22 protein-coding genes are annotated in these 25370 nt (G+C 65.4%); 9 read left to right on the forward strand and 13 right to left on the reverse strand.

What is annotated here, in order from left to right; translation table 11 throughout:
* Positions 1-22: 22 nt before the first annotated feature.
* Positions 23-898: a UTP--glucose-1-phosphate uridylyltransferase GalU gene (gene galU / locus FNV92_RS05195; RefSeq protein WP_143841833.1), complete on the forward strand. Its 876-nt coding sequence runs from the start codon at positions 23-25 to the stop codon at positions 896-898.
* Positions 899-992: 94 nt separating this feature from the next.
* Here the strand turns inward: galU and FNV92_RS05200 are convergent, their stop codons facing one another.
* Positions 993-2489, reverse strand: coding sequence for a sensor domain-containing diguanylate cyclase (locus FNV92_RS05200; protein ID WP_143841832.1), 1497 nt, complete (start codon positions 2487-2489; stop codon positions 993-995).
* Positions 2490-2642: 153 nt separating this feature from the next.
* Between FNV92_RS05200 and FNV92_RS05205 the strand changes: the two genes are divergently transcribed.
* Positions 2643-2912 (forward strand): DUF7662 domain-containing protein, encoded by a 270-nt coding sequence (locus tag FNV92_RS05205; protein WP_168213342.1) that lies wholly within the window; start codon positions 2643-2645, stop codon positions 2910-2912.
* 15 nt (positions 2913-2927) lie between these two features.
* Here FNV92_RS05205 and FNV92_RS05210 read toward each other — a convergent pair whose 3' ends face one another.
* Together FNV92_RS05210 and FNV92_RS05215 are read right to left on the reverse strand one after the other, a co-directional pair.
* Positions 2928-5804, reverse strand: a complete 2877-nt coding sequence (locus FNV92_RS05210) for an EAL domain-containing protein (protein ID WP_168213341.1) — start codon at positions 5802-5804, stop codon at positions 2928-2930.
* 153 nt (positions 5805-5957) lie between these two features.
* A complete protein-coding gene (locus FNV92_RS05215; protein WP_143841830.1) occupies positions 5958-6956 on the reverse strand; it encodes an NAD(P)H-quinone oxidoreductase in 999 nt (332 codons plus the stop codon).
* Positions 6957-7068: 112 nt separating this feature from the next.
* Between FNV92_RS05215 and FNV92_RS05220 the strand changes: the two genes are divergently transcribed.
* Both FNV92_RS05220 and rcdA read left to right on the forward strand, forming a co-directional pair.
* Positions 7069-7260 (forward strand): DUF1192 domain-containing protein, encoded by a 192-nt coding sequence (locus tag FNV92_RS05220; RefSeq protein ID WP_143841829.1) that lies wholly within the window; start codon positions 7069-7071, stop codon positions 7258-7260.
* 504 nt (positions 7261-7764) lie between these two features.
* The gene (gene rcdA / locus FNV92_RS05225; protein WP_014439697.1) at positions 7765-8274 is read left to right on the forward strand and encodes a protease adaptor protein RcdA; all 510 of its coding nucleotides are present in this window, start codon (positions 7765-7767) and stop codon (positions 8272-8274) included.
* Positions 8275-8509: 235 nt separating this feature from the next.
* On the opposite strand, the gene rpmE is transcribed toward rcdA, so the two are convergent.
* Positions 8510-8737, reverse strand: coding sequence for a 50S ribosomal protein L31 (rpmE, locus tag FNV92_RS05230; RefSeq protein ID WP_014439698.1), 228 nt, complete (start codon positions 8735-8737; stop codon positions 8510-8512).
* A gap of 220 nt (positions 8738-8957) precedes the next feature.
* Between rpmE and FNV92_RS05235 the strand changes: the two genes are divergently transcribed.
* Positions 8958-10775, forward strand: coding sequence for an ABC transporter ATP-binding protein/permease (locus tag FNV92_RS05235; protein WP_143841828.1), 1818 nt, complete (start codon positions 8958-8960; stop codon positions 10773-10775).
* Between the two features lie 187 nt (positions 10776-10962).
* Here FNV92_RS05235 and FNV92_RS05240 read toward each other — a convergent pair whose 3' ends face one another.
* From FNV92_RS05240 to FNV92_RS05260, 5 genes are read right to left on the reverse strand one after another with little or no spacing between them, the layout of a single operon-like run.
* Complete coding sequence (locus FNV92_RS05240; protein ID WP_014439700.1) at positions 10963-12294, reverse strand: LLM class flavin-dependent oxidoreductase; 1332 nt, start codon at positions 12292-12294, stop codon at positions 10963-10965.
* A gap of 2 nt (positions 12295-12296) precedes the next feature.
* Complete coding sequence (locus FNV92_RS05245) at positions 12297-12722, reverse strand: OsmC family protein (protein WP_143841827.1); 426 nt, start codon at positions 12720-12722, stop codon at positions 12297-12299.
* 37 nt (positions 12723-12759) lie between these two features.
* Positions 12760-13845, reverse strand: a complete 1086-nt coding sequence (locus FNV92_RS05250; protein ID WP_143841826.1) for an ABC transporter substrate-binding protein — start codon at positions 13843-13845, stop codon at positions 12760-12762.
* 20 nt (positions 13846-13865) lie between these two features.
* The gene (locus FNV92_RS05255) at positions 13866-14594 is read right to left on the reverse strand and encodes an ABC transporter ATP-binding protein (RefSeq protein WP_143841825.1); all 729 of its coding nucleotides are present in this window, start codon (positions 14592-14594) and stop codon (positions 13866-13868) included.
* Complete coding sequence (locus FNV92_RS05260) at positions 14591-15526, reverse strand: ABC transporter permease subunit (protein WP_186355501.1); 936 nt, start codon at positions 15524-15526, stop codon at positions 14591-14593. Before FNV92_RS05260 ends, FNV92_RS05255 begins: the two co-directional genes overlap by 4 nt.
* A gap of 397 nt (positions 15527-15923) precedes the next feature.
* Here FNV92_RS05260 and FNV92_RS05265 point away from each other — a divergent pair, with 397 nt between their 5' ends.
* Positions 15924-16520, forward strand: a complete 597-nt coding sequence (locus FNV92_RS05265; RefSeq protein ID WP_143841824.1) for a cysteine dioxygenase family protein — start codon at positions 15924-15926, stop codon at positions 16518-16520.
* A 25-nt stretch (positions 16521-16545) separates the two neighbouring features.
* Here FNV92_RS05265 and FNV92_RS05270 read toward each other — a convergent pair whose 3' ends face one another.
* The 4 genes from FNV92_RS05270 to FNV92_RS05285 form a co-directional block, all read right to left on the reverse strand.
* Entirely contained in the window at positions 16546-16770 is a 225-nt protein-coding gene (locus FNV92_RS05270) for a hypothetical protein (protein WP_143841823.1), read from the reverse strand.
* Positions 16771-16843: 73 nt separating this feature from the next.
* Positions 16844-17290, reverse strand: coding sequence for a GNAT family N-acetyltransferase (locus FNV92_RS05275; RefSeq protein ID WP_143841822.1), 447 nt, complete (start codon positions 17288-17290; stop codon positions 16844-16846).
* 129 nt (positions 17291-17419) lie between these two features.
* Positions 17420-18448, reverse strand: a complete 1029-nt coding sequence (locus FNV92_RS05280; protein WP_143841821.1) for a peptidoglycan -binding protein — start codon at positions 18446-18448, stop codon at positions 17420-17422.
* Between the two features lie 4 nt (positions 18449-18452).
* Positions 18453-19469, reverse strand: coding sequence for a flagellar motor protein MotA (locus FNV92_RS05285; RefSeq protein WP_334266090.1), 1017 nt, complete (start codon positions 19467-19469; stop codon positions 18453-18455).
* Between the two features lie 210 nt (positions 19470-19679).
* Here FNV92_RS05285 and FNV92_RS05290 point away from each other — a divergent pair, with 210 nt between their 5' ends.
* The 3 genes from FNV92_RS05290 to FNV92_RS05300 all read left to right on the forward strand — a co-directional run bounded on the left by FNV92_RS05290 (position 19680) and on the right by FNV92_RS05300 (position 25286).
* Positions 19680-20699 (forward strand): SAM-dependent methyltransferase, encoded by a 1020-nt coding sequence (locus FNV92_RS05290; RefSeq protein ID WP_143841820.1) that lies wholly within the window; start codon positions 19680-19682, stop codon positions 20697-20699.
* 231 nt (positions 20700-20930) lie between these two features.
* Positions 20931-22124 carry an efflux RND transporter periplasmic adaptor subunit gene (locus FNV92_RS05295; RefSeq protein ID WP_143841819.1) on the forward strand — a complete coding sequence of 398 codons (1194 nt, stop codon included), beginning with the start codon at positions 20931-20933 and terminating at the stop codon, positions 22122-22124.
* A 6-nt stretch (positions 22125-22130) separates the two neighbouring features.
* Complete coding sequence (locus FNV92_RS05300; RefSeq protein WP_143841818.1) at positions 22131-25286, forward strand: multidrug efflux RND transporter permease subunit; 3156 nt, start codon at positions 22131-22133, stop codon at positions 25284-25286.
* Positions 25287-25370 lie beyond the last annotated feature (84 nt).

Below are 25370 nucleotides of genomic sequence, written 5' to 3' on the forward strand. Positions count from 1 at the left end.
CCTCAGGTATTCGATCAATCCCATGAAAATCCGCAAAGCCGTATTCCCCGTCGCCGGCCTCGGCACCCGCGTACTGCCCGCCACCAAGGCGATGCCTAAGGAAATGCTGACCATCGTCGACAAGCCGCTGATCCAGTACGTCTATGACGAGGCGAGGGAAGCCGGCATCGAGCATTTCATCTTCGTCACCGGCCGCAACAAAAACGTCATCGAAGATCATTTCGACAAGATGTTCGAGCTCGACGCGACGCTTGCCGCGCGCGGCAAGAAGACCGAGCAGGACATCCTGGCGCAGAACCAGCCGGAGGCCGGCGCCGTCAGCTTCACGCGCCAGCAGGCCCCGCTCGGCCTTGGTCACGCGGTCTGGTGCGCGCGCGACATCGTCGGCAACGAGCCGTTCGCGGTCGTGCTGCCCGACGAGCTCGTGCTCAACACCACCGGCTGCCTGAAGCAGATGATCGAGACGGCGTCGACGCTCGGCGAAAAATCCAACGTCATCGCGGTCGAGGCGGTGCCCGACCATCTCACCCATCAATACGGCATCTGCGGCGTCGGCAAGCGCACTGGTAAGATGTTCGAGGTCGACGGCATGGTCGAGAAGCCGGCCAAGGGCACCGCGCCCTCCAACCTCTCGATCACCGGCCGCTACATCCTGCAGCCGGAAATCTTCAAGATTCTCGAGACCCAGGAGCGCGGCGCCGGCGGCGAGATCCAGCTCACCGACGCCATGATCGGGCTTGCCAGGTCGCAGAAATTCTACGGCGTCGAGTTCGAAGGCGAGCGCCATGATTGCGGCTCCAAGCCCGGCTTTCTCCGCGCCAACATCGCCTACGGCCTGCAGCGGCCGGAATTGCGCGACGGGCTGATCGCGGAGATGAAGAAGTATCTGGGGAAGTAGCTGCAACACATTCCGCTGCCGTCCCCGCCTGCGCGGGGACGACACCGAGGCTGTTGCGGATTGCGTCGCGCTCAACCGCAGTCAGTAGCGTGCCTCACGCCGCCAGCGACAGCTTCGGAAGGCTTGCGACCACGGACTGGTTGCGGCCGCCGGCTTTCGCCGCGTAGAGCGCCTTGTCTGCTGCGGCGACCAGGATCGACCAGTCCATGCCGATCGCGGGAACGAGGCTGGCGATGCCGCAGGAGACCGTCGACGTCGTCTGGTCGTCGGACCAGCCCTGCACCTTGCCGCGGATCGCCTCGGCGACTTTGAAGGCGTCGGTGGCTGAGGTGTTCGGCAGCAGCACGGCGAACTCCTCGCCGCCATAGCGCGCGGCGCAATCCCCGGCGCGGCTTACCGAATCGGAAATGCATATGGCGATGCCGACCAGCACCTGGTCGCCGGCCTGGTGGCCGAACGTGTCGTTGTAGGCCTTGAAGTGATCGGCATCGATCATCAACAGCGCGACCGGCGTCTTCTGGCGGATGGCACGTCGCCACTCGCTGTCGATTACCTGGTCGAACTTGCGGCGGTTCTTCAGGCCGGTCAGCGCGTCCGTCGTCGCCATCTCCTCGAGCTTGCTTTCGGCCTCGGCGCGCCGGCCGATCTCGCGCGCCAGCCCGATCGCCGATCCCAGCAGGAATAGCGCGAGCAGCAACACCACGGCGCCGATACGGAGTGCCTCCCTCTGCCACAGTGCGAACACGGCGCTCAGCGGCTTGCCGGCCACGACGAACAGCGGATTGGTTCCGCTGCTGCGGACATAGAGCCGCGGGGTTGCGTCGACGGGGCCCTTGCCCGCATAGGAACCGCCAACCTGGAGGTTTTCCGACTTCCAGTCCTGCCGCGTGCCCAGACTCCTGCCGATGATGTCGAGATCGAACGGCCGCCGCATCATGATGGTGCGGTCGCGCTTGAGCACGGTGATGGTATCTTCGGGATCGAGGTTCAGGCGCTCGAACAATTCGTGGAAATAGCTGAAGCGGATCGACCCGGCGACGACGCCGAGGAAGCCGCCGTCGGTATCGCTGATGCGCCGGCTCAGCACGATCGAATAGGTGCCGCGGAACAGCATCGGACGGCTGATGAAGAGTCCGGCGCCCGGATTGTCGCGATGAACCCTGAAATAATCCTCATCCCCCCGGTTCTCCGGCAGGGGATCGAGGGTGGAGGCGTCGATGGTCAATCTGCCCTCGGCATCGAACACCTGGATGGCGCCGAAATGCTTCGCCGTCGTGGCGTGGTCGAACAGGATCAGGTGACGAATCGTCTTTGAGACCGCGTTGATTTCGGGCAGCAGCATGTTGCCGGCGACCGCCTTCAGGGAGAGGTCGTAGATCTCGATGTTGCGGCTGATGTCGGCGTCGATGGATGTGGCGAGGTTTTCCAGCGTCTGGCGGGCGAGCGCCTCCTCGCCGCGGCGCATGTCGAGCATGACGTTGACGCAAATGGCGGAAAAGCCCATCACCGTCACGATGGACGAGATGATCAGCAGCTTCGCCGATATGCGCCACGGCCGGCGGGCCGTGACGTCGCACCATCCAGACAGCATCTTTTGCTCCCGGCCCTAGTGGATGCGCCCGAATTCTTGCGTAGTGTTTAAGCCGGGACGCCGATGCCGCAATGAGTTAAGAAGCGGTTTATCCGGCTAACGATTTTCGGCAGGCCCGATCGGCCAGATCCCGCTCCGGACGAGAGGACGATTGTGAACGATTACGACGCGTTGCGCGACTATCTGATGCGGCACAAGCAGGCGGAATTCGTGCTCAGCTTCGAGCAGATCGAGGAGATCATCGGCGCGGCCCTGCCGCGCGCGGCCAACCGTGCCTCATGGTGGGACACCTCGCGCAGCCCCGACATCCAGATGCCGCAGCGCGAGGCCTGTCTCGCCGCGGGCTTCAAGGCCATGCGAATGCCGGATGGCCAGAGCGTGCGGTTCACCAAGCTGAAGACTGACCGGCGGCGCCAGGGGTAGGGGGAAGAGGAGCGCCTAGCTCGCCGCTTCCAGCCGCACTTCCGTCAGCAGCCGCATCGCGGCGTCAGCGTCCATCGGCTCGCCGAAGGCGAAGCCCTGCGCATATTCGCAGCCCATCTGGTAGAGTTCGACCGCATCGGAATCGGTCTCGGCGCCTTCGGCCACCACGTCCATGCCGAGGTCGTGTGCGAGCGCAATGATCGACTTCAGGATCACCGGACGGGTGCCGCGGTTGGTGGTGCGCACGAACGACTGGTCGATCTTGATGGTGTCGAACGGGAAGCGCTGCAGATAGGCCAGCGACGAATGGCCGGTGCCGAAATCGTCGAGCGACAATCCGGTGCCGAGTTCGCGGATGCGCGTCAGCATCTGCGCTGCGTGCTCCGGATTCTCCATCACCAGCGATTCCGTCAATTCGAGCTTGAGCGTGCCGCGTGCCACCGAGGAGCGCGACAGCACGGTGCGGATGTCGTGGATCAGATCGTGGCGCAGCAATTGCCGCGAGGAGACGTTGACGCTCGCGAAGATCGGCTCGCGCGAGCGCATCGCGCGCTGCCAGATCGAGAGCTGCTTGGCGGTCTGGTCGAGCACGAACATGCCGAGATCGACGATCAGGCCGGTCTCTTCCGCGATGCTGATGAACTCCGACGGCGCCATGCGCCCGAGCTTGGGATGATCCCAGCGTACCAGCGCCTCGAAGCCCGCGACGGAGCGGTCCTCCAGCCGTACGATCGGCTGGTAGAGGATCGTGAGCTCCTGCCGCTCGATGGCGCGGCGCAGCTCGCTCTCCAGCGTCAGGCGGTCGGTCTTTCGCGCGCGCATGGCGGGCTTGTAGACGTCGATGCGGTCGCCGCCGATGCGCTTGGAATGATACATCGCCAGCTCGGCGTCTTTGATGATTTCGTCCGTGAGCTGGACTTGCGGATCGGACAGCGCGAGCCCGATCGAGGCGGTGAGAAAGATCTCGCGCTCGTTGAATGCGATCGGCGCGCGGATGGTCTTGCGGATGGTCTCGGCGAAAGCGGTGATGCGGGCAGGGTCCTGCTCCGAGAGCAGGATCAGGCCGAACTGGTCGCCGGCGAGCCGCGCCAGCGTATCCTGCGGCTTCAGGATGCGGGTGAGGCGTCGCGCAAGCGTCAGCAGGATGGAATCGCCGACCGCGATGCCGACGGAATCGTTGACCTGCTTGAAGCGGTCGAGGTCGATCACCATCAGCGTCGGCCGCAGCGTCGGCATGGTCTTGGCGAAATGCGCGACCGCCCCCAGCCGGTCCATGAACAGTTTGCGGTTGGGCAGGCCGGTGAGGTTGTCATGCACGGAATCGTGCAGCATGCGCTCTTCGGCGTTGCGCAGCTCGGTGACGTCGGTGAGCGTGCCGACCACGCGTGAGACTTCGCCGTCGGAACCGACCACCGGGCGCGCCTTCAGCGCGAACCACATGAAATGACCGTCCGGCGTGCGCAGGCGGAAATCCTGCACCAGGCGGCCGCGGCGCTGGTCGAGCACGCTGTCGAGCGCGGCGCGGAAGCGGTCCTGGTCGAGCGGGTGGAGCACTTCCAGCCACGATGCGGCCGGGCCTTCCAGCGTGCCGCGCTTGAGGCCGAGCAGGGCCTCGGTCTCGGGGCTGGTGAAGACCTTGTCGGCGGACACGTCCCAGTCCCAGATCAGATCGCCGGAGCCGGCCAGCGCCAGCGCGCGGCGCTCGATGTCGGAGACGATCCCGGTGGTGGCGCCGCCGCCCGCGAAAGCATGCTGCATCACCGTGAAGCCGATCAGCATCACGATCAGCACGAGGCCGCCGAGCAGGGCAGGGCCGACGATGTCGTTGGTGACGGAACCTGCGACCGTCATGCCGGCGGCGACCACCCAGACCACTAGCAGGAACCAGGTCGGGATCAGCAGCACCGCGCGGTCGAAGCCGTGGGTCGAGAGATAGACGATCAGCGCGAAGCCGGCGAAGGCGATCAGCACCAGCGAGATGCGCGCGATGCCGGAGGCCACCGCCGGATCGAACAGGGCCAGCGCCACCAGCGAACCGAGGAAGGCGAGCCAGCCCACCGTGATGTGCGAATAGCGCACGTGCCATCGGCTGAGGTTGAGATAGGCGAACAGGAACACCAGCAGCGTCGCCGCCAGGATCGCCTCACCCGCCGCGCGCCAGATGCGCTCAGCGTTGTTCGACATGTCGAGCACCTTGCCCCAGAAGCCGAAATCGACGCCGATATAGACCAGCACCGCCCAGGCCAGCGCCGCGGCTGCTGGGAACATGATGCTGCCCTTGACCACGAACAGAATGGTGAGAACGAGCGCCAGCAGACCGGAGATGCCGATCACGATGCCCTGGTAGAGCGTGAAGGAGTTGACCTTATCCTTGTAGGCCTCGGGCTCCCACAGATAGAGCTGCGGCAGCTTGTCGGTGCGCAGCTCGGCAACGAAAGTGATGACGGCGCCGGGGTCGAGCGTGACGCGGAAGACGTCGGCGGTGGGGCTTTCCTGCCGTTCCGGCCGGTCGCCGGTCGAGGGCGTGATGGTCGCGATGCGCGACAGCCCGAGGTCGGGCCAGAGCAGGCCGGAGGAGACGATGCGGTAATGGGGGGCGACGATCAGGCGGTCGAGCTGGTCGTCGGTGTTGTTGGCGAGCGCGAATACAACCCAGTTCTGGCCGCCTTCACGGGCGCGCACCTCGATGCGGCGGACGATGCCGTCGGTGCCGGGCGCGGTCGAGACCTGGATGCGGTCGGCATCGCTGCGCTGGTGCTCGAGCACGCCGGTGAGGTCGATCGCGGGCGCGTCACTGCGGACGCTGACAGCGTCGAGCGCGCGTGCAGGAGACGCGGCGATGAGAATCATGAGGCCCAGCGCGATGGGCGCGAGGCACCTGATCAGACGCAAGGTCAGTTCTCCGCGTTCGACGCAAACTTGGTGTGCAAGGCTGGCAAGTGCATGCGATTTCAGGCCGGACGGACATGGTTCGGCGCGTCGCGATAGATGCCACGAAAGCAAGGAAAATCAAAGGGTTTCCGCCTTGCCGGATGGGTCAGCGGCCTAGACCTCCAACACAATTTTGCCAATATGTGCGGAGGTCTCCATGCGCCGGTGCGCGTCAGACGCCTTTTCCAGCGGGAAAGTGCTGTCCATCAGTGGCTTGACGCGGCCCTCGCGCAGCAGCGGCATCACTTTGGCCTCGATCGCGGCCACCATCGCCGCCTTGTCCGCATTACTACGGGGACGCAGCGTCGAGCCGGTATGGGTAAGGCGCTTCACCATCACCTTGGCGATGTTGACGGTCACCTTGGGGCCGTTGAGGGTCGCGATCTGCACGATCCGGCCGTCGACCGCGGCGGCATCATAGTTGCGGTCGACATATTCGCCGGCGACCATGTCGAGGATCAGATTGACGCCGGCATTGCCGGTTTCCGCCTTGACCACGGCGACGAAGTCCTCGGTCTTGTAGTTGATGGCGCGGTCGGCACCTAGCTTGAGGCAGGCATCGATCTTGTCCTGCGATCCCACGGTGACGAACACCTTTGCGCCGAACGCTTTCGCGAGCTGGATCGCCATGGTGCCGATGCCGGAAGAGCCGCCATGGATCAGCAGCGTCTCGCCGGCCTTCAGGCCGCCGCGCTCGAATACGTTGTGCCAGACCGTCATCAGGGTTTCCGGCAGCGCGCCGGCTTCCTTGATCGACAGCGCCGGCGGAACGCTCATCGCCTGGGCGTCCTGGGCGATGCAGTACTGCGCATAACCGCCGCCGGCGACGAGCGACATCACCTTGTCGCCGATCTTGTGGCGCCTGGCGTTGCTGCCGACGGCGACCACTTCACCGGCGATCTCGAGCCCCGGCAGGTCGCTGGCGCCGGGCGGCGGCGGATAGGCGCCGGAGCGCTGCGCCACGTCGGGCCGGTTGACGCCGGCGGCCTGCACCTTGACCAGGATCTCGTCGGGGCCGGGCTGCGGCAGCGCCCGCTGTTCCGGCACCAGCACCTCCGGTCCGCCGGGCTTGGAGATGGCGACCACGGTCATTTGCGCGGGCAGCTTGTCCATGATGTGTCCTTGAGCAAAGGTGCGGGATGCATTGAGGCCATTGCTTAGCCAGCGCGGTCCAAGCTGGCAACAGCCTCAGCCGCGTGCCGGCGCGAACGCAGGAGGAACGAGGATGCCGACGGAAGACGACGACCGCCCGCGCAGGAAGATCAGCCATGACATCGGACAGGATCTCTCACTCTTGTCGGTCGAGGAACTGACCGAGCGTGTCGCCCTGCTCAAGGCCGAAATCGCAAGGCTGGAAGAAGCCGCCACCAAAAAGCGCGCCTCGCGCGATGCGGCGAACAGCATTTTCAAGTCGTAGGGCGCAGTACTCCGCTCTCGTGTCCCGGACGCGGTGCGGCACGCAGTGACGCTCCGCGGAGCCGGGACCTAAGAAGCCACACGGGATGGCGCAGCATGGGCCCGGGCTCAGCAGTGCAGCACTTCGTGCCGCACCGCGTCCGGGGCACGAGACCCCCTCGGCCTCTGGCCGACATGGCTAACGAACCCTCAAAAATTTAGCTCGTTTACTCCCGATTAAGCTTTCGGGTTTATGACTAGGAACTGTCCTTGTTTGGACACCGAGTGGCTCCTGTCCACTCTGTTTGACGCCTCCCTGTTATCAACTTTCAAAGCCGCCGGTTTTCCGGCGGCTCTTTTTTTGCCTCCCACCCCGGGTGAAATCAGGTTGAATTCCGGGGAAAGACCCGCGGAAACCATATCCGCGCTTGTCGCTGGACTCCGGGTCCGGCCCGCGCAATGATTTGTTCATCATAAGCCGGCGCCTAAGCCGGATGGGTAAACAGTTGCGTAAGGGGCGTTAACCATGGAACGTTTGCAAGCCGACGGCGCTCTCGTTCAACTCAGCGAGCGGTTCACCAATTCTGCGGCGTTCGGCACGCTGTTCCGCGAGGGCATGGACCTCGTCGAAGAGACTGCGGCCTATCTCGACGGCGCCGGCCGCATCGAAGCCAAGGCACTCGATCGCGCCGTCAGCCTCACCTATGCGACCGAAAGCATGCGCCTCACCACCCGCCTGATGCAGCTCGCCTCGTGGCTGCTGCTGCACCGCGCGGTGAAGGAAGGCGAGATGACGTTGGGCCAGGCCAATCGCGAGAAGACCAAGGTCAAGCTCTCGGCCGCCGATCCCGGCCCGAGCGACACCATCGAGAAGCTGCCCACGCAGTTGCAGGACCTGATCCATCGCTCGATGAGCCTGCAGACCCGCGTGCGTCGTCTCGACACCACCATCCACACCCCGCCGGCTGAACACGTCGCCATCGGCAACCCGCTGGTGCCGCACCTCAACGCGCTGAAGGCGGCGTTCGAGCGGTAGGGTCTAATTCCAACTCCGTCGCCCTGAGGTGGCCGCTTTTTCAGCGGCCCTCGAAGGGCGACGGCCCGGCTGGTGCATCCCGGCCGTCTATCCTTCGAGGCTCTCCACGCGACGCGTTGCGTCGCATGGTTCGCACCTCAGGATGACGGGGATGGAGCACCCCTAACAGTAGCCCAAAAAACAAAACGCCCCCGGTCTCCCGGGGGCGTTTTGCGTTCCAGCCTTGTGGGCCGGATCAATCCTTTTTGAGAAAGCCCGAAAACTTCTTCTGGAACCGCGAGACGCGGCCGCCGCGATCGAGCATCTGGGCGTTGCCGCCGGTCCAGGCCGGGTGCGACTTCGGGTCGATGTCGAGGTTCAGCGTGTCGCCTTCCTTGCCCCAGGTGGAGCGGGTCAGGTACTCGGTCCCGTCGGTCATCACGACCTTAATCGTATGATAATCCGGATGAATTTCGGCTTTCATGGCAATTCCTAGGGCGACCGGCGCCGCTCGCTTGAGTGATGTCGATGACGGATTTGGGCGCTCTATACCCCACAGACCCCTTGAAGACAAGCTTGCCCCCCTAAAACAAGCCCTTGTCGGGACAGGAGAACCGGGCCGTCCCCTAAGGGACATTCCGGATTTGCCACTCCCCCTGCACCGGCCTATGTGGAGCCAACGTCTCTTTTTTGGTCGGATTCCAATGAGCGCAGTTGAAGCCGGGCCCGCAGAAGCCTCGTCGATCGAAGCCGAACTGATCGAGCAGCCGGCGAAGAGCCGCGCCAAGCTGCGGCCGTTGATGGCGCTTGCGCCCTACGTCGCCCGCTATCGTGGCCGCGCGGCGCTCGCCTTCGTCGCACTGACGATCGCTGCACTGACCACGCTGCTGGTGCCGGTGGCGGTACGCCGGATGATCGATTTCGGCCTGACGCCGGAAGGCATCGAACTGATCAACAGCTACTTCTCGGTGATGATCGCGGTGGTCGCCGTTCTCGCGCTGGCGAGCGCCGCGCGTTACTACCTCGTGATGACGATCGGCGAGCGTATCGTTGCCGATCTCAGGCGCGACGTCTTCGCCCATCTGCTGTCGCTCTCCCCGGCCTTCTTCGATTCGGCGCGCAGCGGCGAGCTGATCTCGCGGCTCACCGCCGACACCACCCAGCTCAAATCCGCAGTCGGCGCCTCCGTCTCGATCGCGCTGCGCAATCTGATGATGTTCTTCGGCGCGGCGGCGATGATGGTGATCACCAGCCCGAAGCTGTCGGGTTTCGTGCTGCTGGCCATTCCCCTGATCGTGCTGCCGCTGGTTGCCTTCGGCCGCTGGGTGCGGCGTCTGTCGCGCAATGCGCAGGACACGCTGGCGGAAGCTTCGGCCTACGCGGGCGAGCTGGTCGGCGCGATCCGTACCGTGCAGGCCTATACCAGCGAACCGTTTGCCGGGAAGCGTTTTGGCGGCGAGGTCGAGCAGGCCTATGAAGCCGCGCGCACGTCTACTCAGGCCCGCTCCGTGCTAACCGCCATCATCATCTTCATCGTGTTCTCAAGCGTGGTCGCGATCCTCTGGATCGGCTCGCACGACGTGCTGAGCGGTGCGATCACGCCGGGCCGGCTTGGACAGTTCGTGCTCTACGCCGCCTTTGCCGCTGCGGGCCTCGGCCAGCTCAGCGAAGTCTGGGGCGAAGTCTCGTCCGCCTCCGGTGCCGCCGAGCGGCTGTTCGAGATTCTGCACGTGAAGCCCGAGATCGCGGCGCCCGCATCGCCGCGCGCGCTGCCGGTGCCGGCGCGCGGCGAGGTCGGCTTCGACCATGTCAGCTTCTCCTATCCCGCGCGGCCCGACGTCAGAGTGCTCGATGCCGTGTCATTCGCGGTGCGCCCGGGCGAGAAGGTCGCCATCGTCGGTCCGTCCGGCGCCGGCAAGAGCACGATCTTCCATCTGCTGCTGCGCTTCTACGATCCGCGTGGCGGTGCCATCTCGCTCGATGGCGTGCCGGTCAGATCCGCCGATCCGCGCGATGTCCGCTCCCGCATCGCATTGGTGCCGCAGGAATCCAACGTGTTCGCGGCGACCGCCCGCGAGAACATCCGCTTCGGCCGTCCCGATGCGACCGACGCCGAGGTCGAGCGCGCCGCCGAGCTCGCGCACGCCGCCGAATTCATACGCCGCCTGCCCGAAGGTTTCGACACCCCGCTCGGCGAGCGCGGCGTGACGCTGTCCGGCGGCCAGCGCCAGCGCATCGCCATTGCCCGCGCGATCCTGCGCGATGCGCCGCTGCTGCTGCTCGATGAAGCCACCTCCGCGCTCGATGCCGAAAGCGAGACGCTGGTGCAGACCGCATTGGAAGAGCTGATGCGCCACCGCACCACGCTGGTGATCGCGCATCGCCTCGCCACCGTGCTGTCCTGCGACCGCATCCTGGTCATGGACCAGGGCCGAATCGTCGAGCAGGGCACGCATGCCGAGCTCGTGGCTGCGAACGGACTTTATGCGCGGCTGGCGAGGTTGCAGTTCGAGGGGGCGTGAGCGAGTGAGGCGTTCTGAGCGCCGCTCCACCCGAGGTGTCATCGCCCGCGAAAGCGGGCGATCCAGTACTTCGAGACCACAGTGATCGATCGAGAAGCCGCGGCGTACTGGATCACCCGCCTTCGCGGGGTGATGACAGGTGAGCTTGTCGCAGGAGCTTTGCGTCCCAACCGCTAATCGCTGCTTCTCAGTTTGCGGGCCGCGCAATGCCGAGCGAGTCGCGCAGGGTCGGGCCGTCATACTCGGTGCGGAACAGACCGCGACGCTGCAATTCCGGCACCAGCCGATGCACGACGTCCTCGACGCCGCCGGGGAAATAGGGGATCTGCAGCATGAAGCCGTCGCAGGCCCCGGCTTCGAACCATTCCTGCATGCGATCGGCTACCGACCCCGGCGTTCCGGTGAAGCCGATGGTGGTGCGCCCGGCGCCGTACTGCCGTCCGAGGTTGGCGAGGCTGAGACCCGAACGGCGGGTGAGCTCCGAGACCTCGCGGTAGTGGCCCTGGACTCCCGGCACGTCGAGATTCTCCGGCAGAACCTGATCCTGCGGGAAGTGCGAGAGATCGACGCCGAGATGATAGGACAGCGTCGAAAGGCCAGCGGTCGGATCGGCAAGGCCGTACAATTCGTCGCACAATGTCTTGGCCTGCTTCTCGGTATCGGCGATCACGGGCGCAATGCCCGGCAGCACCTTCAGCGTATCCGGATCGCGTCCGAACCTGGCGGCACGCGCGCGCAAATCGTTGCGGAATTCGACGGCGACATCGACGAGGCCCGGCGTGACGAAGACGATCTCGGCCCAGCGCGCGGCAAAATCGCGGCCGCGATCCGAGGCACCGGCCTGGATGAACACCGGGCGCCCCTGCGGCGGTCGGCTCACGTTGAGCGGTCCCTGCACGTTGAAATATTTTCCGGAATGATCGATCCGGTGCACCCGGTCCGGATCGGCAAACAGCGGCGCCTCGCGGTCGCGGACCAGGGCGTCGTCCTGCCACGAATTCCACAGCTTGGTCGTAACATCAAGAAATTCGTCGGCGCGTTCGTAGCGCTGCTCGCGCGACAGCTGGTCGGTGAGGCCGAAATTGCGCGCCTCCGCCTGCTGGAACGATGTGACGATGTTCCACGCCGCGCGGCCGCCGCTGAGATGGTCGAGCGTCGCCAGCGCCCGCGCCAGGATGAACGGCTGGGTGTAGGTCGTGGAGATCGTCACGCCGAGGCCGATGTGCTTGGTCGCCGCCGCCACGATCGACAGCACCACCAGCGGATCGAGCCGCAGCGCGCCCAGCGCGCCGTAGCGGAGCTGGCTGTCCAGGCTGTGGCCGAGCGTGTCGGGGATGGCGACGATGTCGGGAATGAAGAGGAGATCGAAACACCCTTGCTCCAGCAGGCGGCCGATCTCCTGGTAATAGCTGGCGGAGAGCAGATCGCCGCTGGCCTGCGGGTGTCGCCACCCGCCGTGACTGCCGGACACCGGACCGGCGGAGACGAAGGCGGCAAGATGAAGCTTCTTGGCAGACATGGTCAGCTCACAGTCCAGGAGATTTCGACAGGCCCGCCACGCTTCAGCGTGTTGTAGATCGGGCAGGTGGACGTAAAGCCGCCGACCAGCACTTCGGCCTGGCTTGCCGTTACGCCGGACAACTTCACCGCAATGCGGATCCATTCGTAACGCGTGGGATCGGTGGCATGACGTTGAAACGACACCGCGGTCGCGGCATCGCGCAAGCCGATGCCCTGCTCGGCCGCGTTCTTCTGGATCAGGCCGAGCGAACAACTGCCGAGTGACGACAGCAGCAACTCGCCGGCGGTGATCGCCTCGCCGGGCCCGCCGGCTGCGGCGCGCTGGTCGGAGACGAAGTGGTTCTTTCCCGCGCTGATCAGGTAGCGGCCGAACAGGCCGATGGCGGCGGAGGTGATCGTCACCGTTTCGCCGACTGAAGCACTCATGACGTCTTCTCCGTGTTGTCGGCTGCCCGGCGCTGCCTCATGCGCCAAGCTCCGATGCGACGGCCTTCTTGGCCGCGTCGAATTGCGAGCCGAGCAGGAATGACCGCACGTCGACCTTGTTCGGCAGCACGCCGAGCGAATGGAAGTTGTCGGCGAGGTCCTGGGTCGCGGCCGCGGCTGCTTCGTCGACCGGCTTCAGGGCAATCGCGCCTGAATCGGAGAGCCGTGCATCGCGGATCAACCTCTCATAGACCGCCTGTTCGCTGCCGTTTGGCGGGAAGCCGCCCTGGGACGCCCACAGGGCGACGGACTCGGCCGGATGGGCGAAGATGTAGGCCTGCGTCTCGCGAATGATCTTGACGAATTTCGCAAACACCTGCGGGTACTTTGCAGCCACCTCGCTGCGCGCGACGTAGAAGGCATAGTCGTAGGTCTTCACGTTTGGCAGCGGACGCGCCTTGTCGCCGAGCTTGGCGAGTGCCAGCGCGGTCGCCGGCTGCCAGTGGATCCAGCCGTCAACGCTGCCTTGGGCAAAGGCCGTGAACGCGTCTGCACCGCTGAGGCTGACGGCCTGGACGTCGGTGAGGCGCAAACCCGCCGTCTCAAGGTACTTGATCAGGCTGTAGGTCCCGGTGGTTCCGTTCTGATGGGCGATCTTTTTGCCCTTGAGATCGGCTGCGGTTTTGATCGGCGAGTTCGCCTGCACGAAGAAATCGACCTCGTCCGACGGCAGCGGATAGGCCGCCAGCGGCACGATCGGCACGCGCGCCGGAATGGCGTTCACCACGGCCGTCGCGGTCGCAAACGTGAAGTCCACCGATCCGGCCTTGACGGCCTCCATGACCGGGAGCGATGCCGTGAAGCCCGGCTGCCAGACGATCCTGGTGCCGAGTTCCTGCTCGAGATTGCGTCCGCCGACGCCTGCCCGCAGTGACGCCCACACGCCGGTGCGGCCGTCCCCGATCACCGCCACCGTCAATTGCGGCGGCGCAGCCTCGGCGGCGTGCGCGCCGGACAATCCGCGCGCACCGATCGATGCCGTGACGGCCGCAGCTCCAGACGCGGCGAGCAGGCGTCGCCGCGAAATCCCGCTTGTCTTGGCGCCGTTCGAATGAGATGTCATCTGTCTGTCCTTTCGTTGTGTCATGCGACCGCCGCCAGGCTCCCCTCGGCCGTCAGCAACCCGTCGAGCAGTTCTTCCTTCAGCGCCGCGAGTGCGGGATCGCCGCGATGGCGCGGCCGGGGCCCGTCGAAGCTGAGGTCCCGCGCAATTCCGCCGTCCTTGATCAGAAGCACGCGGTCCGACAGCAGCAGGGCTTCCTCCACGTCGTGGGTCACGAGCAGGACGGTCCGGGGACGTGCAGCCAGGAGCTGCTCGAGCAGCAGCTGCATCGCCGCGCGGGTAATCGCGTCGAGCGCGCCGAAGGGCTCGTCGAGCAGCAGCAGGTCCGGCTCGTGAATCAGCGCGCGAGCCAGCGCCACGCGCTGGCGCTGTCCGCCGGACAGCACGATCGGAAATTCGCTTCCGCGCCCTTCAAGCCCTACGGCGCGCAGGATATCCGCCGCATCCTGCTCGCGGCGCTTGAGGCCCAGCACCACGTTGCGCTGGACCGTGCGCCACGGCAGCAGCCGATCCTCCTGAAACATCATGCGGACATCGGCCTTGTGGCCTCGCGTTCGCAATTCGATACGACCGGTGGTCGCCGAATCCAGCCCGGCGACGAGGCGCAACAGGGTCGACTTGCCGGCACCGCTCGGTCCGATGATCGAAACGAACTGGCCCGCCGCGACATCGAGATCGACGGCGTGCAGCACCTCGCGTGTGCCGAATGATTTGCCCAGCCCGCGCAGGCTGACCTCCGCGCCACTCATGCGTTTGCCCGATCGGCGTAGTTGGGGTGCCAGCGCAGAAGACGCCGCTCGATCACGCGGGTGACGAGGTCGGACAGCCAGCCCGCGATGGCGTAGAGGATGATGGCGAGGACGATGATGTCGATGCGGAGCAATTCACGGGCGTTCTGGACGAGATAGCCCACTCCGTCGCGCGATGCGATCGTTTCGCCGACAACGAGGGTGAGCCAGGCGACGCCGAGCGCATAGCGGATGCCCACCAGGATCGGCTGGAGCGCGGCCGGCAGCACGATGGACCAGATCAGCTCGGTCCGCCCGAGACCGTAGGATTTGCCGAGTTCGATCAATTTCGGATCAACGTTGCGGATGCCGCCGACGGTGTTGATGTAGACCGGAAACAGCGATCCAATCGCCACCAGGATCAGCCGGGGCTCCTCGCCGATCCCGAACCAGAGGATCATCAACGGCACCAGCGCCAGATGCGGAATGGTCCGTATCATCTGCAACGAGCGGTCGAGCAGATCGCGGACCGGCTCGAACAGGCCTACGAACAGGCCGAGCAGCAGGCCCCCGGTCGCGCCGATGACAAATCCGATTGCCACCCGGCGCAGGCTGACCAGGATGTCGCGCTGCAATTCGCCGCGCTGCGCGAGCTGCACGGCGGCATCCCAGATGTCGAGTGGCGCGGGCACGATCGCGGTCGAGATGATTCCCGTCGCCGACAGCAGCTGCCAGATCCCCAGCAGTCCAAGCGGAAGCAGCCAGGGCAGCAGCACCCGCCGCAGGGCCGCACCGCGCGCGCGTGCCGGCGCCATCCCGCCGGCCCGATCGGATATATCGGCAACGACCGACACGACGACGGGGGCGCAGGCGCGCGGCACGGCCTCCTTGCGAACGACCGCCGCGCTCGCTGCGGCAGCGGCTGGCCCGGAAAGTAGTGATGCGTCCGTCATGAATGCGAGAATTCTCCACCTCGATCGAGGCGGGGACAACTTCGCAAACTCCGACGCAAAATTCGATGGCAGGGAAATCCATTTTTTGCGACGCGACGTCGACGCTGTTCTCTTCAGCGATGGCATCGCAGCATCGTTTTTCGAAACGACGATTTGACGCCTGCGTTCGCGGTTAGCTGTTTTCGAAGCCGGACGAGACGTGGTATCGCGAACGCCGAGACCCCGCCGAACGTGGAGGGGTATGAAATATCTTGCGTCCCTGCATGCTCTGTTCGCGCGATTGATCGAAAAGTGGCACGAATGCACCTGGCGTTCGTCCGGGACGCGACCGTCAATCCGCAAGAGCGATGGCGATGACGTCCATGACTTCGTTCCCCCATGTTTCAGGCAAACTGCAATGACCAATATCGCCCGTCTCGCGAACTTCGTCGCTGACGCCGCCCGCATCGTCGAGTCCGGATCGGGCGAGGCGGCCATCGTCGCCGAGCTCAGTCCGAAACTGAAGGCACTCGTCAGTGTCGATGACTGGCTGCCGGCCGCTTACGCCGTCGCCGACGGCAAGGCGTATCAGCAGCATCTGCTCTATGCCGATCCACTTGATCGCTTCTCGGTCGTGAGCTTCGTCTGGGGACCCGGCCAAGGCACACCCATTCATGACCATCGCGTCTGGGGACTGGTCGGCGTTCTGCGCGGCGAAGAGATCTCGGTCAGCTACGCGCGGTCCGGCGACGGTTCGCTCGAGGCTGGCCCGGCGGAGCGGCTTACGCAGGGGAGCGTGGGGGCCGTGTCGCCCGACATTGGCGACATTCACGCCATCTCGAACGGGTTGCCGGATCGGTCCTCGATCAGCATTCACGTCTATGGCGGCAATATCGGAACGATCCGCCGCTCCATCTTCGACGCCCGGACGGGATCTGCTCGCGACTTCATCTCCGGCTATTCGAACGAAGCCGTTCCGAACCTCTGGCTTCGGCGTCAGGCTGAGACGGCGTAAGGTTTCTCGGAACGCGCTTTCGGCTCTACCGGCACTTCGGCGAGAGCGTTGGCACGTTCGGCCACGGCCAGTTCTTCCAGCTCCCGTCCGCATCGACGCAGGCCGATGCAGCAGGGCTGTTTGCAGGCTCGGTGTTACCCGCCTTCACCGGCGTTGCCAAACGCTGGTCGACATAGGTCGTCGACAGATAGCCAGCGACGAAGACGCCCAGAAAGACCGAAGACCCCTTGGCCAGGTCGCTCAGTCGCATCGTTCATCTCCATCCGCTTGTCCTGACTGGGATAACGAATAACCGACGTGAGAGGATGCCGGCGTGACAGGCGTCACGCTCGCCAAACCATCTTCAGCACCGGCCGGCCCGAGGTCGGGTTCACGTCGTCGCCCGCGTGCGAAAAGCCGTTGCGCTCGTAGAAGCGGATGGCGCGGGTGTTGTCCTTGTTGACGAGCAGCGTGATGCCTGATGGTGACAGGCGTTTCGCTTCCTCGACCAGCAGCCGGGCCGCGTCAGAGCCCCAGTGATCCGGGTCGACCACAAGCTGGTCGAGATAGCCGTCGCCGTCGATGGTGACGAAGCCGGTGAGAGCACCATCCGCTTCCGCGACGACTATGGACGCCTTCGGCACCAGATCCTTGCGCCAGCGCTCGCGCCACCATTCCAGCCGCGCGGCGAAGTCGATCTGCGGATAGGCTTGCTGCCAGGTGCGATGCCAGAGGTCGATGGAAGCTGCTTCGTCCTCGGGCCGGTAGGGGCGAAGGTTGAGCGCGCTCATTTTACGAAGGTCGTCATGCCCGGGCTTGTCCCGGGCATCCACGCCTTTCTGTCAGCGCGGACCGAAGATCGTGGATGGCCGGGACAAGCCCGGCCATGACGGTAGGATGAGTATCGTGCGATCCTCACTCTACCGCTCCGTCAGCTTCAGCTCGATGCGGCGATTGCGCTTGTAGGCCTCTTCCGTATTGCCGGTATCGAGCGGCTGGAATTCGCCGAAGCCGGCGGCGACGAGGCGCTGGGCGGGGACGCCGAGCGAGATCAGGTACTGCACCACCGAGATCGAGCGTGCCGCGGACAGGTCCCAGTTCGACTTGAAATTGGCGCCGCTCACCGGCCGCACGTCGGTATGGCCGTCGACGCGCAGCACCCACGGGATCTCGTTCGGAATCTTCTTGTCGAGCTCGATCAGCGCCGTTGCCAGCGTGTCGAGCTCGGCGCGGCCTTCGGGCAGCAGCATCGCCTGTCCGGTGTCGAAGAACACTTCGGACTGGAACACGAAGCGGTCGCCGACGATGCGGATGTCTGGGCGGTTGCCGAGGATGGCACGCAGCCGGCCGAAAAACTCCGAGCGGTAGCGCGACAATTCCTGCACGCGCTGCGCCAGCGCGACATTGAGGCGGGAGCCGAGGTCGGCGATGCGATTCTGCGATTCCTTGTCGCGCTTCTCGCTGGCATCCAGCGCCTCTTCGAGTGCCGCCAATTGCCGCCGCAGCGCGCTGATCTGCTGATTCAGGACCTCGATCTGCGCCAGCGCCCGCGCCGAGACCGCTTTCTCCGAGTCCAGCGCCTTGCCGAGCTCGGAGGTCTTGCCTTGCGCGTCGTTGCCGGCGGCAGCCAGTCCGTCATAGAGGCCCTTGATGCGATCGCGCTCGGTCTCGGCGGAGGCGAGCCCGGCCTTCAACTGCGAGACCTGGTCGTCGAGCGTGAGCTTGCCGAGCTTTTCCAGCGAGAGCAGCTCGTTGAGCTGGGCGATCTTGGCGTTGAGCTGCTCCAGCATCTTGTCCTTGCCGGTGACCTCCTGCGACAGGAAGAACTGCACGACCAGGAACACCGACAGCAGGAATACGATCGACAGTACCAGCGTCGACAGCGCGTCGACGAAGCCGGGCCAGTAGTTGAAGGAGGTATCGCCGCGGCGGCCGCGCGCCAGAGCCATGTCGCTAACCCTTCTCCGGCTGGCGCGCGATGCGCTCCAGCAGGCGGCGGATCTCTTTGTTCTGCTCGCCCTGGCCGTCGGCCCATTCGCGGATCATCTGCTGCTCGGTCCGCATATGCGAGACCAGCGCCTGGATCGCTTCGGCGAGGCTCGCCATTGCTGCGGTGGTGCCGCGGCTGGCGCTGCCTTCCTCGAGCACGGAGCGCAAGCGCTCGACCCCGGCCTGAAGCTCGCCGCTGGCAACACCGCCGCCGGAGCCGACCGCGACGTCGCCGTGGCCATATTCGCGCACGGTGGTGGCGAGCCAGTCTTCGAGGTCGGTGTAGAAGCGATTTTGGGCCTGGCTCGATTGCAGATCGAGGAAGCCGAGGATCAGCGATCCGGCGAGGCCGAACAGGGAGCTCGAGAACGAGATGCCCATGCCGCCGAGCGGGGCGGCGAGGCCTTCCTTCAGCGTGTCGAACAGGGCGCCGGAATCGCCGCCGACTTTAAGTCCGTCGATCACCTTGCCGACCGAGCCGACCGTCTCGATCAGGCCCCAGAAGGTGCCGAGCAGGCCGAGGAAGACCAGCAGCCCGGTCATGTAGCGGGAAATGTCCCGAGCCTCATCGAGGCGGGTCGCGATCGAATCGAGCAGGTGCCGCATCGTGGTCTGGGTGATCGACATCCGCCCGGTGCGCTCGCCGCCGAGGATCATCGCCATCGGCGCCAGCAGTTTTGGGTGGCGGGCCGGTGCCAGGCCCGGATCGGCGATGCGGAAATTATTGACCCAGGAGACTTCGGGGTAGAGCCGGATGACCTGGCGGAACGCCAGCACGATGCCGATGAACAGCACCGCCCCGATCAGGGCGTTGAGGCCCGGATTGGCGAAAAAGGCCTGGATGATCTGCTTGTAGAGCACCACGCCCACCAGCGCGCACAGCACCAGAAAGACCAACATCCGCACCAGGAAAACGCTGGGTGAGGACAGTTTCGTGTACTCGATATCCAGGGGGGAGCGGGGCGAGGCGCCTGACGGCATGGCCGGTATCATCCGTTACGAACTTGATTGCGATGCGCACTATGGCACAGCGCCCGGCCAAAAAAAGCGCCGGATGCGCGGATTTCCGCGCGGGACCCGGAACCCAATGCTGAAACCGCGCTTTGATACCCGCGTATCTCGCAAAACTTCGGCATTCCACAGGCCCAGGCCGCATTTTTGCCTCCTGCCGCCCAAAGACGGAGTTGTCGCATGAGCGTCGTTTCCGCGATCATCGGAACTGCCGAACGCGTGCCGCTGCCGGATGTGGTGGTCCGTGCCGCGATCCAGCGCCTCTGCGCGCGCACGGCCGTGCGGCTGTCCGGACTGGGCGCGGCCGACGATGCCGCCTTCGCCGGGCGGATGATGTTGCGGCCGATCGCCGAGGACGCGGATGCCGGGCCTCGCGAGGCGCCCGCTTCGTTCTTCGCGCAGGTGCTTGGACCCAACCTCAAATACTCGTCCTGCTTCTACAAGACCGCTGCCGCCACCCTGCAGGAGGCGGAGGAGGAGGCGCTGCGCCAGTCCGTCGAGCATGCCGGCCTTGCCGACGGCCAGACCATCCTCGAGCTCGGTTGCGGCTGGGGCTCGCTGTCGCTGTGGATGGCGCGGCAATTTCCGCACGCCAGGATCACGGCGGTGTCGAACTCGCGGGCCCAGCGCGCCCATGTCGAGGACGAGGCGCGGTTACGCGGGCTTTCGAACCTGCGCGTGATCGCCGCCGACATGAACGTGTTCGCACCCGAGGGCCGGTTCGACCGCATCGTCTCGATCGAGATGTTCGAGCGCATGACGAACTGGCGCAAGCTGTTGACGCGCGTGCGATCATGGCTGGCGCCGGAGGGGCGCTTCTTCATGCATATCGTCTCCCATCGCTCCGGCTCCCATCTGTTCGATCGGACCGATCGCGAGGACTGGATCGCGCAGCACATCTTCACCGACGGGGTGATGCCGAGCCATCACCTCGTCAGGCAATTCGGCGACATCTTCGCGATCGAGAAGGAATGGTGCTGGAGCGGAACGCATTATCAGCGCACCGCCAATCACTGGCTCGCCAATTTCGATGCGCATCGCGACACGATCGAAGCCTCATTGCGCCAGGTCCATGGCGAGGAGGCCGCTCTGTGGATGCGGCGCTGGCGCTGGTTCTTGCTCGCAACGGCAGGAATGTTCGGCTACGCCGATGGAACCGAATGGGGCGTCAGCCGCTACAGGATGAAGGCCGCCGTATAATTGCGGTCTTCTGTCGCAGCACGCGGCGATGGAACCCGACTCACAATCTGGTGAGACACAAAAAGCGGCCTGAACTCAGCATGATAGGCCGTGTGACATTGGGCCGCCCGCGGCATGCGTTGCGTTGCAGCAAGTCTCTTCTATTTTGAGGGCACGAGCCGCGCGGAATCGCCCAGAATGGGCCGGGCGCGGAGCGTGATCAGTTTCAACAACATCGGGGCACTTAACTTCATGTCAGGACTTCGCGCGCGATCGGCATGCGTTGCATTGATGCTCGCGGCCTGTGCGCCGCTGCTCGGCGCTTGTGACGATTCGGCCTCCGCTGTTTCCGCCGTGCAGCCGGTCGATCCTGATGTCAGCATCGTCGTCGTCAAGCCGCAGCCGCGCGCCGTGGTGCGCGAACTGCCTGGCCGCATTTCGCCGACGCGCGTCTCCGACGTGCGGCCGCGCATTTCCGGCATCGTGGTCGAGCGTCTGTTCCGACAGGGCAGCGAAGTGAAGGCGGGCGATCCGCTCTACCGCATCGATCCGCGTCCGTTCGAGGTCGAGGTGCTGGCCAACGAGGCTGCGCTCGCCAAAGCCGAGGCCGCATTGATGCAGGCCAGGCAGCAGGCGCACCGCATCGCGACGCTCACCAGCCAGCGCGCCGCGCCTGAGGCCGAGAACGAGAAGGCCATCGCGGGCGAGCGCCAGGCCCATGCCGAAGTCGAGGGCCGCAAGGCCGATCTCGCGCGCGCAAAACTCAATCTCGACTATGCCACCGTGCGGGCGCCGATCGACGGCGTCGTCGGTGCGGCGCTGGTCAGCGAAGGCGCGCTCGCGGTCCAGAACGAGACCAATCTTGCCACCATCCAGCAGCTCGATCCGATCTATGCCGACTTCACCCAGTCGGTGAACGAGCTCAACCAGCTGCGCCGCGCCTTCGAGAGCGGCGACCTCGAGCGCATCGCCGCCGATGCCGCCAAGGTGAACCTCGTGCTCGACGACAACACTCTCTATTCGCTCGACGGCAAGCTGCTGTTCTCCGATGCCAAGGTCGACGCCCACACCGGCCAGGTCACGCTGCGCGGCGAGTTCCGCAATCCCAAGCGCGAGCTGTTGCCGGGCATGTATGTCCGTGTCCGCATCGACCAGGGTCTCGACTCCGACGCGATCGCGGTGCCGCAGCAGGCGATCCAGCGCAACGGCGGCGGTGGCAGCGAGGTGTTCGTGGTCAAGGACGACAACCGCATCGCGGTGCAGCCGGTGCGCACCGGCTCGGTGCAGGACGGCGTCTGGTTCGTCACCGACGGCCTGAAGGCCGGCGATAAGGTCGTGGTCGAAGGCTTCCAGAAATTCGCGGCCGGCGACAAGGTCAAGCCGCAATCCTGGTCCGAGGCCGAGGCAAGCGCCGACAACCGGCACGCTCTCAAGGTCACGCGGTAACCCGCCATGGCCAGCTTCTTCATCGACAGGCCGATCTTCGCCTGGGTCGTCGCGCTGTTCATCTGTCTGATCGGCGCGATCTCGATCCCGCTGCTGCCGGTCGCGCAATATCCGATCATCGCGCCGCCCTCGATCTCGATCTCGACCAGCTATCCTGGCGCCTCGCCCGAGAACCTCTACAACAGCGTGACGCGGCTGATCGAGGAGGAGCTCAACGGCGCCTCCGGCATCCTCAATTTCGAATCCACCAGCGACTCGCTCGGCCAAGTCGAGATCATCGCCAATTTCCAACCGGGCACCAACACCAACGACGCCTCGGTCGAGGTGCAGAACCGCCTCAAGCGTGTCGAGGCGCGGCTGCCGCGCGCGGTGATCCAGCAGGGCATCCTGGTCGAGGAAGCCTCCAGTGCGGTGCTCCAGATCATCACGCTGAACTCGACCGACGGCAGCCTCGACGAGGTCGGCCTCGGCGACTTCATGATCCGCAACGTGCTCGGCGAGATCCGCCGCATCCCCGGCGTCGGCCGCGCCACGCTCTATTCAACCGAGCGCAGCTTGCGCGTCTGGGTCGATCCGGCCAAGCTCGTCGGCTATGGGCTGACCGCCGATGACGTCAACAAGGCGATATCCGCGCAGAACGCGCAGGTCGCCTCCGGCAGCATCGGCGCCGAGCCGTCGACCGCGACCCAGCGCACCTCGGCGCTTGTTCTGGTCAAGGGCCAGCTCTCGTCCCCGGATGAATTCGGCGCCATCATCCTGCGCGCCAATGCCGACGGCTCGACCGTTCGTCTGCGCGACGTCGCGCGCATCGAGGTCGGCGGCCTCAGCTACCAGTTCAACACCCGTCTCGACGGCAAGCCGACCGCCGGTCTCTCCGTGCTGATGTCGCCGACAGGCAACGCGCTGGCGACCGCGAGCGCGGTCGAGGAGAAGATGAAGGAGCTGTCGCGCTTCTTCCCGGCCAACATCGCCTACGAGATTCCCTACAACATCACGCCCGTGGTCGAGGCCTCGATCAAGAAGGTGCTGACGACGCTGCTCGAGGCCGTGGTGCTGGTGTTCGTGGTGATGTTCCTGTTCCTGCAGAACATCCGCTACACCATCATTCCGACCATCGTGGTGCCGGTGGCGCTGCTGGGCGCCTGCACCATCCTGCTGCTCGCCGGCTATTCCATCAACATGCTCTCGATGTTCGGCATGGTGCTGGCGGTCGGCATCCTGGTCGACGACGCCATCGTCGTGGTCGAGAACGTCGAGCGCATCATGGCCGAGGAAGGCCTGCCGCCGAAGGAAGCGACGCGCAAGGCGATGTCGCAGATCACCGGTGCCATCATCGGCATCACGCTGGTGCTGATGGCGGTGTTCGTGCCGATGGCGTTCTTTCCGGGCTCGGTCGGCATCATCTACCGCCAGTTCTCCGTGACCATGGTCGCCGCGATCGGCTTCTCCGCCTTCCTGGCGCTGTCGCTGACCCCGGCGCTGTGCGCGACGCTGCTCAAGCCGGTCGCCAAGGGGCACGGCCATTCGACCAATGTCGTGTTCAGCCGCTTCAATCACCTGCTTGAGGCCTGCCGGTTTCGCTACGCGCGCACCGTCGGCTTCTCGCTGAAGCGCACCGGCCGGCTGATGCTGGTCTATGTCGCGCTGCTCGTCGGCCTGTCATGGGCCTTCGTCAATCTGCCCGGCGGCTTCCTGCCCGTCGACGACCAGGGCTTCGTCACCACCGACGTGCAGACGCCGTCGGATTCGTCCTATGCCCGCACCGAGGCGGTGATCGAGAAGGTGGAAAAATATCTGGCGCAGCGGCCGGGCGTGGACAACGTCACTTTCCTCACCGGCTTCAGCTTCTCCGGCCAGGGCATGAACACCGCGCAGGCCTTCATCACGCTGAAGGACTGGTCCGAGCGTGGGCCGCAGGACTCCGCCGCCGCGATCGTCGCCGACATCAACCGTGATCTGGGCGCGTCGGTCCGCGACGCCAAGATCTCCGCGCTGCAGCCGCCGCCGATCGACAATCTCGGCAACTCCTCGGGCTTCTCGTTCCGCCTCCAGGACCGCGGCCAGAAGGGCTATCCGGCCCTGATGCGCGCCGCCGAACAGCTGATCGCGGAGGCCAATGCGAGCCCGGTGCTGCAGAAGGTCTATGTCGAAGGCCTGCCCGAGGCCGGCGTCGTCAACCTCGTGATCGACCGCGAGAAGGCCGGCGCCTTCGGCGTCACCTTCGAGGACATCAACAACACGATCTCGACCAATCTCGGCTCGAACTACATCAACGACTTCCCGAACCGCGGCCGCATGCAGCGCGTCGTGGTGCAGGCCGACGCCCGCGACCGCATGCGGACCGAGGACATCCTCAACTACAACGTCAAGAACAGCCGCGGCCAGCTGGTGCCGTTCTCGTCCTTCGCCACCGTCGAGTGGGCGCGCGGCCCGACGCAGATCGCCGGCTTCAACTATTATCCGGCGGTGCGCATCTCCGGCGAAGCCCGGCCCGGCTTCACCTCGGGCGACGCCATCGCCGAGATGGAGCGGCTCGCCGGCAAGCTGCCGCGCGGCTTCGGCTATGACTGGACCGGCCAGTCGCTGCAGGAAAAGCTGTCGGGCTCGCAGGCGCCGTTCCTGCTCGCCCTCTCGGTGTTCGTGGTGTTCCTGTGCCTCGCCGCGCTCTACGAGAGCTGGACCATTCCGCTCGCGGTGCTCTTGACCGTGCCGCTCGGCATCGTCGGCGCGGTGGTCGCGGCGCTGCTGCGGGGCCTGCCCAACGACGTCTATTTCACCGTCGGCCTCATCACCATCATTGGTCTTGCGGCCAAGGACGCGATCCTGATCATCGAGTTCGCCAAGGATCTGCGGAAAGAGGGCAAGCCGCTGGTGGAAGCCACCATCGAAGCCTGCCGCCTGCGCTTCCGCCCGATCCTGATGACCGGCCTTGCCTTCATCTGCGGCGTGCTGCCCATGGCCATCGCCCACGGCGCCGGCGGCGCCAGCCAGCAGGCGCTCGGCTCAATCGTGATGGGCGGCATGATCGCGGTGGTGATCCTGGCGCTGCTGATGGTGCCGGTGTTCTTCGTCTCGGTGCAGCGCGTGCTGGGTGGGGATCGGGAGCCGAAGGCGGACAAGGAAGCCCAGGCGTACGGGCCGCCGGCGCCGGTGAAGCCATAGGGCAAACTGTCATGCCCCGCCTAGTGCGCTCTTGCGCACGGGGGCGGGGCATACAGTGCGCCGCAGCCACTCCGGATCCAACTG

The sequence above is a fragment of the Bradyrhizobium cosmicum genome, assembly GCF_007290395.2.
GTDB lineage: Bacteria > Pseudomonadota > Alphaproteobacteria > Rhizobiales > Xanthobacteraceae > Bradyrhizobium > Bradyrhizobium cosmicum.

Coding starts and splice junctions, on each gene's coding strand:
- galU (WP_143841833.1), top strand. CDS start 23: ATGAAAATCCGCAAAGCCGTATTCCCCGTCGCCGGCCTCGGCACCCGC.
- FNV92_RS05200 (WP_143841832.1), bottom strand. CDS start 2,489: ATGCTGTCTGGATGGTGCGACGTCACGGCCCGCCGGCCGTGGCGCATA.
- FNV92_RS05215 (WP_143841830.1), bottom strand. CDS start 6,956: ATGGACAAGCTGCCCGCGCAAATGACCGTGGTCGCCATCTCCAAGCCC.
- FNV92_RS05220 (WP_143841829.1), top strand. CDS start 7,069: ATGCCGACGGAAGACGACGACCGCCCGCGCAGGAAGATCAGCCATGAC.
- rcdA (WP_014439697.1), top strand. CDS start 7,765: ATGGAACGTTTGCAAGCCGACGGCGCTCTCGTTCAACTCAGCGAGCGG.
- rpmE (WP_014439698.1), bottom strand. CDS start 8,737: ATGAAAGCCGAAATTCATCCGGATTATCATACGATTAAGGTCGTGATG.
- FNV92_RS05235 (WP_143841828.1), top strand. CDS start 8,958: ATGAGCGCAGTTGAAGCCGGGCCCGCAGAAGCCTCGTCGATCGAAGCC.
- FNV92_RS05240 (WP_014439700.1), bottom strand. CDS start 12,294: ATGTCTGCCAAGAAGCTTCATCTTGCCGCCTTCGTCTCCGCCGGTCCG.
- FNV92_RS05245 (WP_143841827.1), bottom strand. CDS start 12,722: ATGAGTGCTTCAGTCGGCGAAACGGTGACGATCACCTCCGCCGCCATC.
- FNV92_RS05250 (WP_143841826.1), bottom strand. CDS start 13,845: ATGACATCTCATTCGAACGGCGCCAAGACAAGCGGGATTTCGCGGCGA.
- FNV92_RS05255 (WP_143841825.1), bottom strand. CDS start 14,594: ATGAGTGGCGCGGAGGTCAGCCTGCGCGGGCTGGGCAAATCATTCGGC.
- FNV92_RS05260 (WP_186355501.1), bottom strand. CDS start 15,526: ATGACGGACGCATCACTACTTTCCGGGCCAGCCGCTGCCGCAGCGAGC.
- FNV92_RS05265 (WP_143841824.1), top strand. CDS start 15,924: ATGACCAATATCGCCCGTCTCGCGAACTTCGTCGCTGACGCCGCCCGC.
- FNV92_RS05270 (WP_143841823.1), bottom strand. CDS start 16,770: ATGCGACTGAGCGACCTGGCCAAGGGGTCTTCGGTCTTTCTGGGCGTC.
- FNV92_RS05275 (WP_143841822.1), bottom strand. CDS start 17,290: ATGAGCGCGCTCAACCTTCGCCCCTACCGGCCCGAGGACGAAGCAGCT.
- FNV92_RS05280 (WP_143841821.1), bottom strand. CDS start 18,448: ATGGCTCTGGCGCGCGGCCGCCGCGGCGATACCTCCTTCAACTACTGG.
- FNV92_RS05285 (WP_334266090.1), bottom strand. CDS start 19,469: ATGCCGTCAGGCGCCTCGCCCCGCTCCCCCCTGGATATCGAGTACACG.
- FNV92_RS05290 (WP_143841820.1), top strand. CDS start 19,680: ATGAGCGTCGTTTCCGCGATCATCGGAACTGCCGAACGCGTGCCGCTG.
- FNV92_RS05295 (WP_143841819.1), top strand. CDS start 20,931: ATGTCAGGACTTCGCGCGCGATCGGCATGCGTTGCATTGATGCTCGCG.
- FNV92_RS05300 (WP_143841818.1), top strand. CDS start 22,131: ATGGCCAGCTTCTTCATCGACAGGCCGATCTTCGCCTGGGTCGTCGCG.